This window comes from Marinomonas foliarum, from assembly GCF_003337275.1.
Taxonomy (GTDB): Bacteria; Pseudomonadota; Gammaproteobacteria; order Pseudomonadales; family Marinomonadaceae; genus Marinomonas; species Marinomonas foliarum.
This window is the reverse complement of sequence record NZ_QPJQ01000031.1, coordinates 1-13,416: the sequence shown is the minus strand read 5'-3', so window position 1 is coordinate 13,416 and position 13,416 is coordinate 1. Positions and strand designations below refer to the sequence as shown.

Here is a 13,416-nt window from a genome sequence, read left to right as displayed (position 1 = left end):
CAGAGCGTTTATGCCACTTGATAAACGCGTTGGCCAGAAATGTATGTCGTCAGCACTCGACCTACAAACTCCTCACCAAAGTAAGGCGAATTATGGCCATTTGTCCTGCGCCCTTCGTAATCCCAAGTCCAGCGCACAGTGCTATCAAATAGGGTAAAGTCAGCAAAGCTACCCACGGATAAAGAACCCGCCTCTAAACCAAAACACGCCGCTGGACCAGAGGTTAAGCACTTCAAAACCGTAGTAAAATCCAAATCCCCTTCGTCCATTAGCAACATAGCCAATGGCAATAATACCTCGACGTTTGCCATGCCTGGTTCAGTTGCAGCAAAAGGCGCAGTTTTTGCCATTTTTTCATGAGGCTGATGATCAGAACAGATTGCTGTAATCACACCCGCCTTGATGCCCTCGATAAGCGTCAAGCGATCTTCATCGCTCCGCAAAGGCGGCAACACATGAAAATGGCCATCAAAACCACCTAGCACTTGATCGTTTAGCAGCAAGTTATGCACTGCAACATCCGCAGTCACATCCAAACCGGACGCTTTTGCGTCAGCGATCATTTCGACAGACTTGGCACAAGACAGGCGAGCAAAGTGCGCACGTACGCCTGTTTTCTCGACCAGTAATAAATCGCGCATTAAGGCGATGGTTTCCGCTTCTTCAGGAATACCCGCCAAACCATGCATAGTCGACATCAAGCCTTCATGGGCACAGCCACCTTCTGAAAGGCTGGACTCATCAGGATGGAAGACCACCAACAAATCGTGTGTCGCTGCGTATTCAAGCGCTCGAGACAACACCTTAGTACTGACCATTGGGTGACGATGATTCGACAGTGCAATACAGCCAGCTTCAGTTAAAGCAACCATGTTACTCAGTTGTGCGCCTTCTAGACCTTGAGTCAATGCGCCAATCGGAAACACATTCGCCATTCCAGCTTCATCGGCTTTGTCTTGAATCAATGCCGCCACTGCAGGCGTATCGACAATAGGTCGCGTGTCTGGTGGGCAGACCAAGGTAGTAATACCGCCGGCGACAGCTGCACGACCTTCTGTCGCAATGCTGCCTTTTTGAGTTTGACCAGGCTCACGCAGTGCCACTGCAAGGTCCACTAGCCCAGGTAAAATCCACTGACCAGAGGCATCAACCACCTCGGCGTTTTCAAAACCTTCTGGCGCCTCACCGATCGCAACGATTTTTTGATTATCGATGAATAATTCTGTTACTGCGTCGATGTCTTGACTTGGGTCGATCAAACGACCGTTTTGAATACGTAATTTCATACTATTCTTCATCCTTCACAGCTGACGATTCATCACTTTGCAGTTGCCCACTCATGGCCATAGACAATACCGCCATGCGCACTGCAATACCGTTGGTTACTTGATCCAAAATAACTGAATGTTTACCGTCAGCAACCTCTGATGAAATCTCTACGCCACGATTAATTGGGCCTGGGTGCATCACAATGGCATCCGGTTTTGCCCAAGCAAGCGTCTCTTCAGTCAAACCATACAAACGATAAAATTCGCTTTCACTTGGCAACAAAGCGCCTTTCATGCGTTCTTTTTGCAAACGCAGCATAACCACCACGTCGACACCTTTTAGACCGGCTTCTAGATCATGGCAAATCGTCGCACCCATTTCAGCAAAGAAACTAGGCACTAACGTTTTAGGACCAACCAAACGCACTTCACTCACGCCCAATGTTGTTAGCGCTTGAAGTTGTGAACGTGCTACCCGAGAATGAAGAATGTCGCCAACAATCGCGACTTTGAGCCCTTCAAAGCCTCCCTTGTGACGACGAATCGTCAGCATATCTAACATAGCTTGTGTTGGGTGCGCATGACGGCCATCGCCTGCATTGATAATGGCAACATTTGGCGTGCAGTGCTCAGCAATAAAATGCGCTGCACCACTGTCTGAATGGCGAACAATAAACATGTCGCTTTGCATAGCTTCCAAGTTTTTTAGGGTATCCAGCAAGGACTCCCCCTTTGATGTAGCTGATGTTTCAATATTTAAATTGATAACATCGGCAGACAAGCGTTTGGCGGCCAATTCAAAAGTTGTGCGCGTACGAGTAGAGTTTTCAAAAAATAAATTGACTACGGTTTTACCACGTAGCAGAGGAACTTTCTTTACAGACTGTTCGCCCATCGAAAGAAAGGAGTCGGCTCGATCCAGAATCTCCGTCAAAATGGTCTTATCTAATCCATCCAACGTTAGGAAATGCTTAAGCTGGCCGTGTTCATTTAACTGTAATGCCCGAGGTTCGGATCGCATCATGGTTTGCTTTCCTCAAACTGCAAAGACGACATGGTCGTCATTCTCTATTTTAAATAGGAAGTCTAGATAGGAAAATGCCCGGTACAGGCAATCTGCAACCGGGCATTAATGACACGTAACGGTTATTCCATCCTGTTTTCTGATGAAATGTCATTCTTGCAACCGCCGCACCGTCAATCTTATCCATACGTTAATTGTCGTACGTGTTTGACAAAAAATAAAGCTTTGTCGCGCATATTAATGAGCATCAATGACCGAGACACTTAAGTTTTCTGGCCCTACCAACTTAACCCTTTGTTCAGGATTAAGTGTCAATCGCTCACCCACAATATCCGCCGCAATCGGCAACTCATGTTGGCCAAGATCATAAAGGATGGCTAAAGTCACACTGGCTGGTCGGCCAAAATCAAAGATTTCATTCATCGCTGCGCGAATAGTACGACCAGACATAAGTACATCATCAACCAATATAACGTGACGGTCTTCGATTGCAGGCAACAAGGTTTGATTCACCTTAGGATTCAAACCGGCTTTGGTAAAATCATCACGGTAAAAGGTAATATCAAGCGTTGCCAAAGGCTCACTCGTTGGCACAGCTGCCATCAAGCGTTCTGCCACCCAAACACCACCAGAATGAATACCAACTACAATCGCGTCTTCAATGCTTTTCTGCTCACAATAGGCTGCTAATTGCACTTTCATTGACGCTAGAGATTTCTCTAAATCTAACTTCATTATTTCTCAAACCTTGCTAATAAATTCGTAAAAACTGCTATTCAAACCCGTTCGCTTAACTCGATTCTGCAAACCATGTTTCGACAATCATTTGAGCAGCCAAACCATCCACCGAGTTATCTTTAAAATTACGATTTCCCCCGCGGGCAATAACCTGCCCTTTGGCTTCATAAGAAGACAAGCGTTCGTCCATCATATGGTAAGGAAGGTTAAAACGTCCATGCAAGCGTTTGGCAAACTTGCGTGCACGTTGACACATCTCATTTTCTGTACCATCCATATCTAAGGGTAAACCAACAACAAACGCATCCGGCTTCCACTCTTCAACGATACGGGTAATCTCATCCCAATTAGGAATGCCATCTTTTGCCTTTAATGGATTCAGTGGGCGGGCAGTACCTGTAATACTTTGACCAATTGCCACTCCCATTCGTGTTGTGCCAAAATCAAAGCCCAATACTGAACGAGCAGTATTGGGCTTCTGGTTATCGTCTAAAGACATTTCTGTCGAGATTGACGCTGTCATTAACCATGTCCTATATCCGGTGAAAGTCTTGTAATATCAATTCCCAACACGCGTGTCGCGGCAGTAAATTGCATATCACTTGGTGTGTGGAATAATACGTCTAAATCCGCCTCACATACCAGCCAATCATTATTGGCGATCTCACCTTCCAGCTGACCTGCATCCCAACCGGCACAACCTAACGTAATACGAAAGGCTTCAGGGCCAGCGCCTTGCGCGATTTCTTCTAACGCCTCTAAGGACGCGGACAGGGAAACGTCGTCGGTAACACGTAGCGTGTTACTCCAAACTTTATCTGCAGTATGCAATATGAAACCACGCTCCGATTCCACTGGACCACCTGTGTAAATTGGTTCAGAGGTTAAACGTGGGCTGTGAATTTGAATTCCAAGATGGTCTGCCAATTCGGTAAAATCAACATTTGAGGGACGATTGATAATAATCCCCATGGCACCAGCTTTGGTGTGTTCACAAAGATAAATAACAGTATGTTCAAAATGTGGGTCATCTAGGTGTGGCATTGAAATTAAAAAGTGATTTTTAAAAGAATCGAAAAATGCATTCATAGTCATGTGCCCTCTTTAAATTGATGACAGCGCAACGAAAGCGCCTGTTATTAAAACCTAAGAAGTACTTGAACCTGAGACCAAACTTGCCAACAAAAACGAAAAAATAGACAGTAGAGAAGTGCTAAAGAAGACGGCAAATGTGGATAGCCGACCCCTGCAGTATAGGACAAACTGAGAATTAACCCACCCCTCTGTGACAATTTATTACTGAATCCCTTCAAAACTTACTTTTCAAACAGTAAACTAACACTTCTGATCCTTTATATAGGATTAAAAAAACCATGCGTTTAGGAGGCAGGTAGTGCCCTTAACATCATCACAACACGTACAAATTGAATCAGCTAACGCTGCGATATTTGATCGTCTGCACGCGATGAGTTTGACGCAATGGATTCAGCATTATCAAGCCGAAACCGTCGATTTGCGTTATTTTTTCCACAGTGGCTGGTCGTCTTAGATTCCCTATATTGTTCTCGAAAATTCTCCGTATCCATCTATTATCAAACGGTACTTATTCAGACAAAAAGCCAATATTTGGCCTATAGGAAACAATCATGCAATTACAAGCTATTGACTACAAAAGCCCAACCGCCGCAGAAGACTTTGTAAAATCCCTTCGTGAAACAGGCTTTGGTGTCCTTAAAAACCATCCAATCAAAAAAGAACTCGTTAGTGCTATCTACAAAGATTGGCAAGAATTCTTTGCGGATGAGAGCAAGTACGATTATCGCTACAATGTTGGTCCACAAGATGGTTACTTCTCGCCAAAAGTAGCCGAAACAGCAAAAGGCCACACCAAGCGAGATATAAAAGAATACTTCCATTACTACCCTTGGGGACAATGCCCAGCAAAGCAGAAGCCATCTTTAGAGCAATATTATGGCGAAGCCACCAACTTGGCAGAAGAACTACTGGCTTGGGTAGAAGAACACTCTCCAGCTGACGTGGCGAAGCATTACTCACAACCACTTTCCAGCATGGTAGAAGGTAGCCAGCAAACCTTACTGCGTATCTTGCATTACCCACCACTAAAAGGTGATGAAGAGCTCGGCGCGATTCGAGCGGGCGCCCATGAAGACATTAACTTATTGACGATACTGCCTTCTGCCAACGAACCAGGCTTACAGGTGAAAGCCAAAGACGGCACTTGGATGGACGTACCTTGCGACTTTGGTACATTAATCGTCAACATTGGCGACATGCTGCAAGAAGCCTCTGGTGGGTATTTCCCATCAACGTCGCACCGTGTAATAAACCCAGAAGGCGCAGACAAAACCAAATCGCGTATTTCTCTGCCTCTGTTCTTACATCCGAAGCCGGAAGTCGTGCTTTCCGAACGCCATACGGCAAAAAGCTATTTACATGAACGCTTAGTGGAATTAGGTGTTTTACCCGCCTAGTAGTTACTAATAAAGTAAAATGCAAAAAAGCCGCTGCTCATATTGATATGAACAGCGGCTTTTTATTTGTATGTAACCTTTAACCGCCCGTTGCCCAAATGATCATTGGAATACCAACCACAATCACAGCAGAAGAAACTAACGTCGTTGTGGCAATAGCGTTTGCCGTAGATTTGCCATCATCACCCTTAGCTACAGCCGTAACATAAGCAGATGCTGCAGTTGGAGCGGCTAAAAAGATAAATAGGAACAACAATTCTTTTTGACTAAACCCGAACACATAACCTAACGCTGTAAATAAAATTGGACTCAATGCCACTTTACATAGAAGAGCCATCGAAAAATGTTTTGGTAAAGTAAAGCCACTGGTCGCCAAAGAGCCACCGATACAAATCAAAGCTAATGGTAGAGATAACCCACCAATCAAAGAGCCAGTTTTTACAATGAAAACCGGAAGCTTTAGGCTAATCAAATTTGCTATGACACCCAACACAATACTCAATATCAATGGATTCTTCAGCAAACTTTTTAACACTGGCGCCAGCTGCAACTTACCATGGCTATACCGTGTTAAAATCACTTCCGCTAAAATATTAAACAGCAACACACTCAAACCCGACATCACGCCACCCAGAGCAACCCCATCTTGCCCGAACATGTTAACCACTAACGCGACACTAAAAATCCCACAATTGCCACGAAAGGCAACCTGAACAAAAACACCTCTCTGTCGTTCAGGAACGTCTAATTTAACGGCTATAAACCAAGCAAACAAAAACGTTAACGTAATCGCGGCAAGAAAATACGCTGCTAAGTTAGCACTAATAAGTCCACTTAAATTATTCCCCAACATGCCGAAGAAAAATAAAGCGGGCATGGATACCTGAAAGACAAATCGCGAACTAATAAGAATAAAGCCATCATTTATTAGCTGGATACGGCGTAAAAAAGCGCCCATCGCGATCATTAATAGTACTGGCGCGGCCACATCTAAAATCACACTTTGCGTTTCTAACCACATAGACAACCTCAAAAAACGCTCTAAAAACCCTCATGACAAATTAGAGTTTCCGATCAATAAGTGATCCTTGCGTGAATTAGCACAAGGATCACAATAAATAGAAAAGTCTATTTTATATCAACTTTCCATCCACCAATTGCGGCACATTCAAAGGATTCTTGTCTTGAATGGCTTCGGGGATCAATGAGCTAGGAAAGTCTTGGTAACACACAGGACGTAGGAAACGCTCAATCGCTGCGCTACCAACAGACGTAGAACGGCTATCAGAGGTTGCAGGGAAAGGACCACCATGAACCATGGAATGACACACTTCTACACCCGTTGGGTAGCCATTACATAGGATTCGACCCACTTTACGCTCTAGCGTAGGTAACAAAGCTCGAACGGCTTCAACATCCGCATCTGACATTTGAACCGTCGCAGTCAACTGGCCTTCTAAATGCTCAGCCACCACCTTGTATTCGTCCAAGGTATCGCATTCGATGATCAAAGACGTTGAACCAAATACTTCATCTTCCATTGACGCATCAGCCAAGAAAGCTTTCGCACTGGTAGCGAATACATGTGGGCAACACTGGTTTGGTTGATCGCTATCATTACCTTTCGCCAAAAGTGTCGCTGCTGAGTTGCTGCCCAGCTTATCAACACCTTCACAATACGCTTGATAAATACCTGGCGTTAGCATGGTTTGTGTACCCAATGCTTGTACTTCGCTGACAACCGTCGCTTTAAAGCTATCCGCTGCTTCGCCTTTCAACAGAACAACCATGCCTGGGTTTGTACAGAATTGACCTGCGCCCATGGCAAGTGAGCCAACAAAACCTTTCGCCACACTTTGCGCTTCAGCAGACAGTTTTTCAGGCATGACAAAGACTGGGTTGATGCTGCTCATTTCTGCATAAACAGGAATTGGCTCAGGACGATTTGCAGCAATATTCATTAGCGCAACGCCACCGCTACGAGATCCAGTAAAACCAACGGCTTTAATAGAAGGATGCGCTACCAGAGCACTACCGATTTCACGGCCAGAGCCATAAAGTAGAGAGAAAACGCCAGCAGGCAAACCGCATTTTTTAACCGCAGCCGTAATCGCTCGGCCAACAAGTTCAGACGTTCCAGGATGAGCAGAATGTGCTTTTACAACAACAGGACAACCTGCAGCCAATGCAGACGCAGTATCACCACCAGCAACAGAGAAAGCCAATGGGAAGTTACTTGCACCAAAGACCGCAACTGGGCCTAAGGCAATTTTTTGGAAACGCAAATCAGAGCGAGGTAATGGCGCACGATCTGGCATAGCTGGATCAATGCGAGCATCCGTTGCTTTACCCAAACGAACAACGCCAGCGAACAAACGTAATTGACCCATAGTACGGCCACGCTCACCTTCGATACGCGCTTTTGGCAAACCAGACTCCGCCATAGCACGCTCTACCAAGGCATCACCTAGCGCTAGAATTTCATCAGCGACACATTCTAGGAAAGCGGCACGTTTTTCTATACTAATGGCGCGGTATTGATCAAACGCTTGCCAAGCGGCACTCACCGCTTGCTCAACTTCGTCTTTGGTTGCGCCATTATAAGCAGGTTCAAGTGTTTCATTTGTCGCAGGATTGATTGCATAAATGGCTTTTTGCGTGCCAGTAATATCGCTACCTGCAACCAATGAAGTGCCTTTAAGAAGCCCTTTCGTATCCATGTTTCCCCCTAATTACTTATGAAAAATAAGCTATGAAATATAAGCTATGAAAAGCAAACGAATGCTGTAAAGAGACAGAAGTGAGCAAGGCTCACTTCTAGCAAACTCTTTTCTAAGGGCTTTGCAGGATATTGCGATAAACGAAATCGCTACAAAGCTCTCATTCTAAATCAAACTTGTTATCCGTCTGATAACGTTCGTACAGGTGGTAAGCACGGTATAAATGATTGTGCATCGCCTGTCTCGCACCTTCTCCATCTTTATTCTTAATACAATTCAGTATTTCAAGATGTTCAGTGCGAATACGATGCAAATATTCATCGGTAGCCACCTGTTTCAAGTTTGAATTAATCAATTTTGCTCTGGGGATAACGTTTTTATTAAACTGTTCATAGAACTGTTTAAGGAAAGGATTACGAGTGGCAGTACAAATAGCCAAATGAAAAGCATAGTCTTCTTTTCTGGCTAATTCGCCTCGGCTTAGTGCCTCGTCAAAATCATTAAAATGCTTCTCAAGTATTGCCACATCGTCTTCTGAGCGACGCAAAGCAGCCAGCTCACAAGCAGTAGTTTCAACACTCAAACGCATTTCTAAGATATGTAGAATATCGGCAATGGCAGTGGGGTCAATCTGATAAGCAAACAACGTCTCACTAGACTGAGCACGAATAACGCTGGTACCAACCCCACGTTTCGTTTCAACCAGACCCAGTGATTTCAGTTGTGTAATTGCTTCTCGGATAACGGTACGGCTCACACCAAATAGATCGCATAATGCATTTTCTGTTGGTAATTTATCTCCGACAGAAATATGGCCAGCCGAGATTTGCTTTTCAAGTTGTTTTGCAACATTGCTTGCTAAGCTATCGCCCTTACCCACTCGCTCTATTTGTAGTGATTTAGCCACCGTTTTAACCCCATCCATTCTAAATACGCCGTATATTCTAAAACCCAGAACATTACCCCAGTGCTAACTATCTAACAAGCGCTGGTTTTTTTAGGGTCAAATGCTAGCCTGATATTAGTAACTACATTAACAAGCTATTCGCAAAGTTGACCAAATGTTAACTCCTTAAGAATTTTTCTTAATAATTGCTTCCAACTCCGCCACTTCACCTGAAGTTGGCATAGTTAGTGGAGCGCGAACATCACCTGCGCTGTGACCCATCAATGTTGTGCCAGCTTTAATTAAGCTTACTGCGTAGCCTTTTTTACGGTCGCGTAAACGGCAGAATGGGATAAAGAAATCTTTAATAATTGCCGTAACAACAGCCTGATCTCCAGCGCGCAATGCTTTGTAAAACTTGTTTGCCATTTCCGGCATAAAGTTAAATACAGCAGAAGAATAGGTGTTCACGCCAATAGACAAGTACGCTTCAGCGAAAATTTCGGCGGTAGGCACGCCACCGATGTAAACCAAACGATCACCGACTGTTTTAATAGTATCGTTTAATGCTGCAATGTTGCCGACGCCGTCTTTCAACGCCACCATATTTGGATTCGCTGCAGCTAACGCTTTCACGCTTTCAGCCGTCAAAATACCATTACCGCGGTTGTAATAAATAAAATGCGTTTTGCTAGATGCCATGATTTGGCTAGCGTATTCCACAATGCCATCTTCAGGACATTCTGTTAGGAAAGGAGGCATCAACAAGATACCATCACAGCCAGCTTCATCCGCAATCGCAACAAATTTCTTCGCATCTGACACACTGCGGCCCGCAGAAGCAATCACAGGAACACGACCTTTTACTGTCGCAACAGATAGTTCAACGATTTGACGATAGTCGTCTTCATCTAGAGAGAAGAACTCCCCTGTGCCACCGGCAACAAAAATGGAAGAGACACCGTGCTCAATAAAAGATTCGATGCGCTGGCGGAACGTCTCTGCGTTGAATTTGCCATTCACATCAAAATCTGTAACAGGAAAGGACAATAGTCCGTCACTCAATTCTGATCTCATTTGTTCAACCGAAAAAGCCATGTTTTTTTTCCTCTTTTATATTAATAGAACATCTCAGATAGGAAGGATATCTGAGATTAGATGTAATACATCATACAACTAAGATTGCTAATTACAAGTCGAGTTTCAATATATTTTTCTCAAACGATTCAAACAGACGAGAGATTTATTCTTGCCCTAAACGATCTGCATCAGCTTATTTTTGTGGCTACTAAACAAACGTAGAACTCCCTGCCCGATTTTCCTAAAATAATTTTTATTGTTCACTAAGTACCAAAATCTATGCAGATCAAACCACTAGCAGGTTATCTAAGTTAGCCAGCAAGGTTCAGGTAAGGACCGATTTTTTGAATGTAATCCATGCTTAGACAACCTGCATAAATTTTCAAAATACATCTAATACTAAGAACCAATAATCCTACGGACGAACCACTCCCGAAGAAAGTAGAAAAAATATAAAAATCAATATCTTATAAAAAAATAAAAATGATAAAAGAATGATTGAAAAAAATTCATCAAATAAAGAACTTGACAAGGTTGTATGATGTATTACTTTATATGTCGTTCAAATAAGTAAACCTCTCACGCCAACGAAGGATACAAAATGAAAATAAAAAAAATATTACTTACCACCTTAATCTCTTCCACTTTGACCACTGCATTCGCCGCTGATTTTCCCAGCCGAGATGTGAGAATGGTAATTCCATGGGGTGCCGGTGGCGGAACTGATGGTATTGTGCGAAAGCTTAGTGTCATCGCAGAAAAAGAACTCGGTGGAACAATTTACGCAGAGAACATTGAAGGCGGAATTAGCGCTATTGGTGTAATGGATTTAATGTCAGCCAAAGCTGATGGTTATACGATTGGCTCTCTCACTTACGATAGCGTTGTGACAATTCCATGGCAAAATAAGCTCAAACGTTATGATTTGAGTAAGCTAAACTTCATTGCTCGAGTAACAAGTGAACCTGACGCTCTAATCGTTGACTCATCCTCTAAATATAAAACCTATGAAGATATTATTACTGATGCAAAAGCACACCCTGGTAAAGTAAAAATAGGCATTCAAAATATAGGGTCTCGATTACATTTAGCGGTTCTTCAATTAGAAAAGAAAGCCGATGTAGACTTTAAAATAATCGCTTACCCTGGCGGCGCAGCGGCTCAAAAAGAAGCCATATTAGCGAATGAAGTGGATATTGTTGCAACCAGCTTGGGAGATTTCTCAGGTCTTTTGGACGATGGCAAAGCCCACGGTGTTATCGAATTCTCAACTCAACGAAACCTAACCTACACCGACGTACCTACTGCATATGAAAAAGGCATCGACCTTGTCATGGGAAGCTTCATCGTACTTGCCGTGCCTAAAGGTACTCCCAAAGACATTCAAGAAAAACTTGAAGGAGCCTATAAAACAGCACTAGAAAGTGATGAATTTCAAAGCTGGGTTAAAAAAATTGGCGTAACTCCAGATTGGCTTGGCTCTGATAAAACAGGAGCTTGGGTAAACGAGACAAAAGATAACTTGCACATAATGATGCAAGACTTAGTGGATCAAGGCATTTTAAGAAAATAATAAATAAAGAGGCGCCCTAAAAAGGCGCCTTCTCTATTGGAGTTAGCAATGAAAGTCTCAACAATTAGAAATCTGTCTATTCCCATCATATTCAGTATTATTTCAATCATTTACTTGTACGGTATAGATTTAATTGATAGTGGTTATGATGAGGGTCTTTTTGGTGCAAAGTTTTTACCGATAATATCGGTATCATTCATTTTCATCCTAATTATCATTGATGCCATTAATTCAATTAAAGAAGACAAAGCCTTCGAAATAAAAAAAATCAACTTTAAGCCCATTTTAATATTTTCAATTTCAACCGTTATATACCTAATACTTTTTAATTATTTTGGTTATTTAGTATCAACGCCTTTATATGTTATAGCCGTCTACGCGTGTTTTTCTGATGAAAAAATATCTATACCTAAAGTTGTTTTAACTTCAATAATTTTGACTGCTATTTTTTACTTTTTGTTCTCGGTTATTTTTAATGTCAGATTGCCAGTTTTCTTAGGGAGTTAAGAATGGACATGTTTTCAGCTTTCATATCAAGCTTTGCAACCATATTGCAACCAGAGGTTTTGGCTTACATGATTTCTGGCTTTTTAATTGGCACGTTTTTTGGTGCCATGCCTGGTCTCACTTCCGTTTTAGCCATTGCATTATTACTTCCCATTACTTATAGCCTAGATGTCGTTAGCGCGCTGGTAATGTGTTCATCTATATTTATGGCGGGAATGTACTCAGGGAGTATTACCGCGATTACTATCAATATCCCTGGAGCACCCTCTTCTGTTATGACGGCAGTAGAAGGCAATGCTTTAATGAAAAAAGGTTATGGCGCAAATGCATTAGGTCACGCAGCACTAGGCTCTATGGTGGGTGGCGTTATTGGTGTTTTACTGCTTGTTTGCTTAGCGCCAGTTACCGCTAAACTGTCCCTGTATATTCAAACGCCTGGTAAATTTTCACTCATCTTATTTTCTTTAATCGTTATTGTTATATCACATAAGAAATTTATCATTAGAGCCGCTATAGCATCCTTAATGGGCATAATGATCGCAAGTGTTGGCATTGATGTAATGCAACCGATATCAAGATTCGATTTCGGTACAGAAGCACTTATGGAAGGCATTGATATGATGCCACTCATTATTGGTGTCTTTGCTATCAGTGAAATAATCTATCAAACACAGGTAGGGAAAATGCGTTTAGATGTAGGCGATGCCGCAAAACAAATTAAAAGAAGGGATTTCTTTCCAAAACTTAGCGAGATAAAAACCATTGGCCTTTGGACTTACCTAAAAAGCTCTGTGATTGGCTACATGGTTGGCGTCTTGCCGGGTGCTGGTGGATCAGTGGCAGCTTTCATTTCCTATGCAGACGCAAAAAGAAGATCGAAAAATAAAGAAGAATATGGCTCAGGCAGTAGAGAAGGCATCGTGGCAGCAGAATCTGCCAATAACTCAATGTGCGGGGGCGCTTTTGTACCTATGTTAGTCTTTGGGATTCCCGGTGACCCGACAACAGCAATAGTATTGGGGGTATTGATGATCCTAAATTCAGATAATAAGTGCGACACTGCAAATCAGGTGTAGAAGAAGCCAACTGCTGAAGTTGATACACTTCTTCTTACCACAGATAAAGCAG

General features: G+C 42.9%; 14 protein-coding genes. 5 read left to right on the top strand and 9 right to left on the bottom strand.

Features of this window, described 5'->3' with window-relative positions; genetic code table 11:
• Positions 1-8: 8 nt before the first annotated feature.
• The 5 genes from DFP77_RS14745 to DFP77_RS14725 all read right to left on the bottom strand — a co-directional run bounded on the left by DFP77_RS14745 (position 9) and on the right by DFP77_RS14725 (position 4,125).
• Positions 9-1,286, bottom strand: coding sequence for a dihydroorotase (locus tag DFP77_RS14745; protein WP_114412988.1), 1,278 nt, complete (start codon positions 1,284-1,286; stop codon positions 9-11).
• Between the two features lies 1 nt (position 1,287).
• Positions 1,288-2,292 carry an aspartate carbamoyltransferase catalytic subunit gene (locus DFP77_RS14740; RefSeq protein ID WP_114412987.1) on the bottom strand — a complete coding sequence of 335 codons (1,005 nt, stop codon included), beginning with the start codon at positions 2,290-2,292 and terminating at the stop codon, positions 1,288-1,290.
• A gap of 237 nt (positions 2,293-2,529) precedes the next feature.
• Positions 2,530-3,027, bottom strand: a complete 498-nt coding sequence (gene pyrR / locus DFP77_RS14735; RefSeq protein WP_114412985.1) for a bifunctional pyr operon transcriptional regulator/uracil phosphoribosyltransferase PyrR — start codon at positions 3,025-3,027, stop codon at positions 2,530-2,532.
• Between the two features lie 55 nt (positions 3,028-3,082).
• The gene (gene ruvX, locus DFP77_RS14730; protein WP_114412983.1) at positions 3,083-3,553 is read right to left on the bottom strand and encodes a Holliday junction resolvase RuvX; all 471 of its coding nucleotides are present in this window, start codon (positions 3,551-3,553) and stop codon (positions 3,083-3,085) included.
• Positions 3,553-4,125, bottom strand: coding sequence for a YqgE/AlgH family protein (locus tag DFP77_RS14725; protein WP_258861179.1), 573 nt, complete (start codon positions 4,123-4,125; stop codon positions 3,553-3,555). Before DFP77_RS14725 ends, ruvX begins: the two co-directional genes overlap by 1 nt.
• Positions 4,126-4,423: 298 nt before the next feature.
• On the opposite strand from DFP77_RS14725, the gene DFP77_RS19565 reads away from it, so the two are divergent.
• Positions 4,424-4,579, top strand: a complete 156-nt coding sequence (locus tag DFP77_RS19565; protein WP_181858568.1) for a hypothetical protein — start codon at positions 4,424-4,426, stop codon at positions 4,577-4,579.
• 97 nt (positions 4,580-4,676) lie between these two features.
• Entirely contained in the window at positions 4,677-5,522 is an 846-nt protein-coding gene (locus DFP77_RS14720) for an isopenicillin N synthase family dioxygenase (protein ID WP_114412982.1), read from the top strand.
• A 79-nt stretch (positions 5,523-5,601) separates the two neighbouring features.
• On the opposite strand, the gene DFP77_RS14715 is transcribed toward DFP77_RS14720, so the two are convergent.
• From DFP77_RS14715 to DFP77_RS14700, 4 genes are all read right to left on the bottom strand, one after another.
• A complete protein-coding gene (locus DFP77_RS14715) occupies positions 5,602-6,543 on the bottom strand; it encodes an AEC family transporter (protein ID WP_114412980.1) in 942 nt (313 codons plus the stop codon).
• A gap of 112 nt (positions 6,544-6,655) precedes the next feature.
• Positions 6,656-8,242 (bottom strand): aldehyde dehydrogenase (NADP(+)), encoded by a 1,587-nt coding sequence (locus DFP77_RS14710; RefSeq protein WP_114412979.1) that lies wholly within the window; start codon positions 8,240-8,242, stop codon positions 6,656-6,658.
• A 160-nt stretch (positions 8,243-8,402) separates the two neighbouring features.
• Positions 8,403-9,149, bottom strand: coding sequence for a FadR/GntR family transcriptional regulator (locus DFP77_RS14705; protein WP_258861178.1), 747 nt, complete (start codon positions 9,147-9,149; stop codon positions 8,403-8,405).
• A 165-nt stretch (positions 9,150-9,314) separates the two neighbouring features.
• Positions 9,315-10,226: a 5-dehydro-4-deoxyglucarate dehydratase gene (locus tag DFP77_RS14700; protein WP_114412976.1), complete on the bottom strand. Its 912-nt coding sequence runs from the start codon at positions 10,224-10,226 to the stop codon at positions 9,315-9,317.
• 583 nt (positions 10,227-10,809) lie between these two features.
• On the opposite strand from DFP77_RS14700, the gene DFP77_RS14695 reads away from it, so the two are divergent.
• From DFP77_RS14695 to DFP77_RS14685, 3 genes are read left to right on the top strand one after another with little or no spacing between them, the layout of a single operon-like run.
• Entirely contained in the window at positions 10,810-11,781 is a 972-nt protein-coding gene (locus DFP77_RS14695) for a Bug family tripartite tricarboxylate transporter substrate binding protein (protein ID WP_114412974.1), read from the top strand.
• 48 nt (positions 11,782-11,829) lie between these two features.
• Complete coding sequence (locus DFP77_RS14690; RefSeq protein ID WP_114412973.1) at positions 11,830-12,288, top strand: tripartite tricarboxylate transporter TctB family protein; 459 nt, start codon at positions 11,830-11,832, stop codon at positions 12,286-12,288.
• 2 nt (positions 12,289-12,290) lie between these two features.
• Complete coding sequence (locus tag DFP77_RS14685; protein WP_114412971.1) at positions 12,291-13,364, top strand: tripartite tricarboxylate transporter permease; 1,074 nt, start codon at positions 12,291-12,293, stop codon at positions 13,362-13,364.
• The last annotated feature ends 52 nt before the right edge of the window (positions 13,365-13,416 follow it).

Coding starts and splice junctions, on each gene's coding strand:
- DFP77_RS14745 (WP_114412988.1), bottom strand. CDS start 1,286: ATGAAATTACGTATTCAAAACGGTCGTTTGATCGACCCAAGTCAAGAC.
- DFP77_RS14710 (WP_114412979.1), bottom strand. CDS start 8,242: ATGGATACGAAAGGGCTTCTTAAAGGCACTTCATTGGTTGCAGGTAGC.
- DFP77_RS14715 (WP_114412980.1), bottom strand. CDS start 6,543: ATGTGGTTAGAAACGCAAAGTGTGATTTTAGATGTGGCCGCGCCAGTA.
- DFP77_RS14685 (WP_114412971.1), top strand. CDS start 12,291: ATGGACATGTTTTCAGCTTTCATATCAAGCTTTGCAACCATATTGCAA.
- DFP77_RS14725 (WP_258861179.1), bottom strand. CDS start 4,125: ATGACTATGAATGCATTTTTCGATTCTTTTAAAAATCACTTTTTAATT.
- DFP77_RS14740 (WP_114412987.1), bottom strand. CDS start 2,292: ATGATGCGATCCGAACCTCGGGCATTACAGTTAAATGAACACGGCCAG.
- DFP77_RS14695 (WP_114412974.1), top strand. CDS start 10,810: ATGAAAATAAAAAAAATATTACTTACCACCTTAATCTCTTCCACTTTG.
- DFP77_RS14720 (WP_114412982.1), top strand. CDS start 4,677: ATGCAATTACAAGCTATTGACTACAAAAGCCCAACCGCCGCAGAAGAC.
- pyrR (WP_114412985.1), bottom strand. CDS start 3,027: ATGAAGTTAGATTTAGAGAAATCTCTAGCGTCAATGAAAGTGCAATTA.
- DFP77_RS14690 (WP_114412973.1), top strand. CDS start 11,830: ATGAAAGTCTCAACAATTAGAAATCTGTCTATTCCCATCATATTCAGT.
- DFP77_RS14700 (WP_114412976.1), bottom strand. CDS start 10,226: ATGGCTTTTTCGGTTGAACAAATGAGATCAGAATTGAGTGACGGACTA.
- ruvX (WP_114412983.1), bottom strand. CDS start 3,553: ATGACAGCGTCAATCTCGACAGAAATGTCTTTAGACGATAACCAGAAG.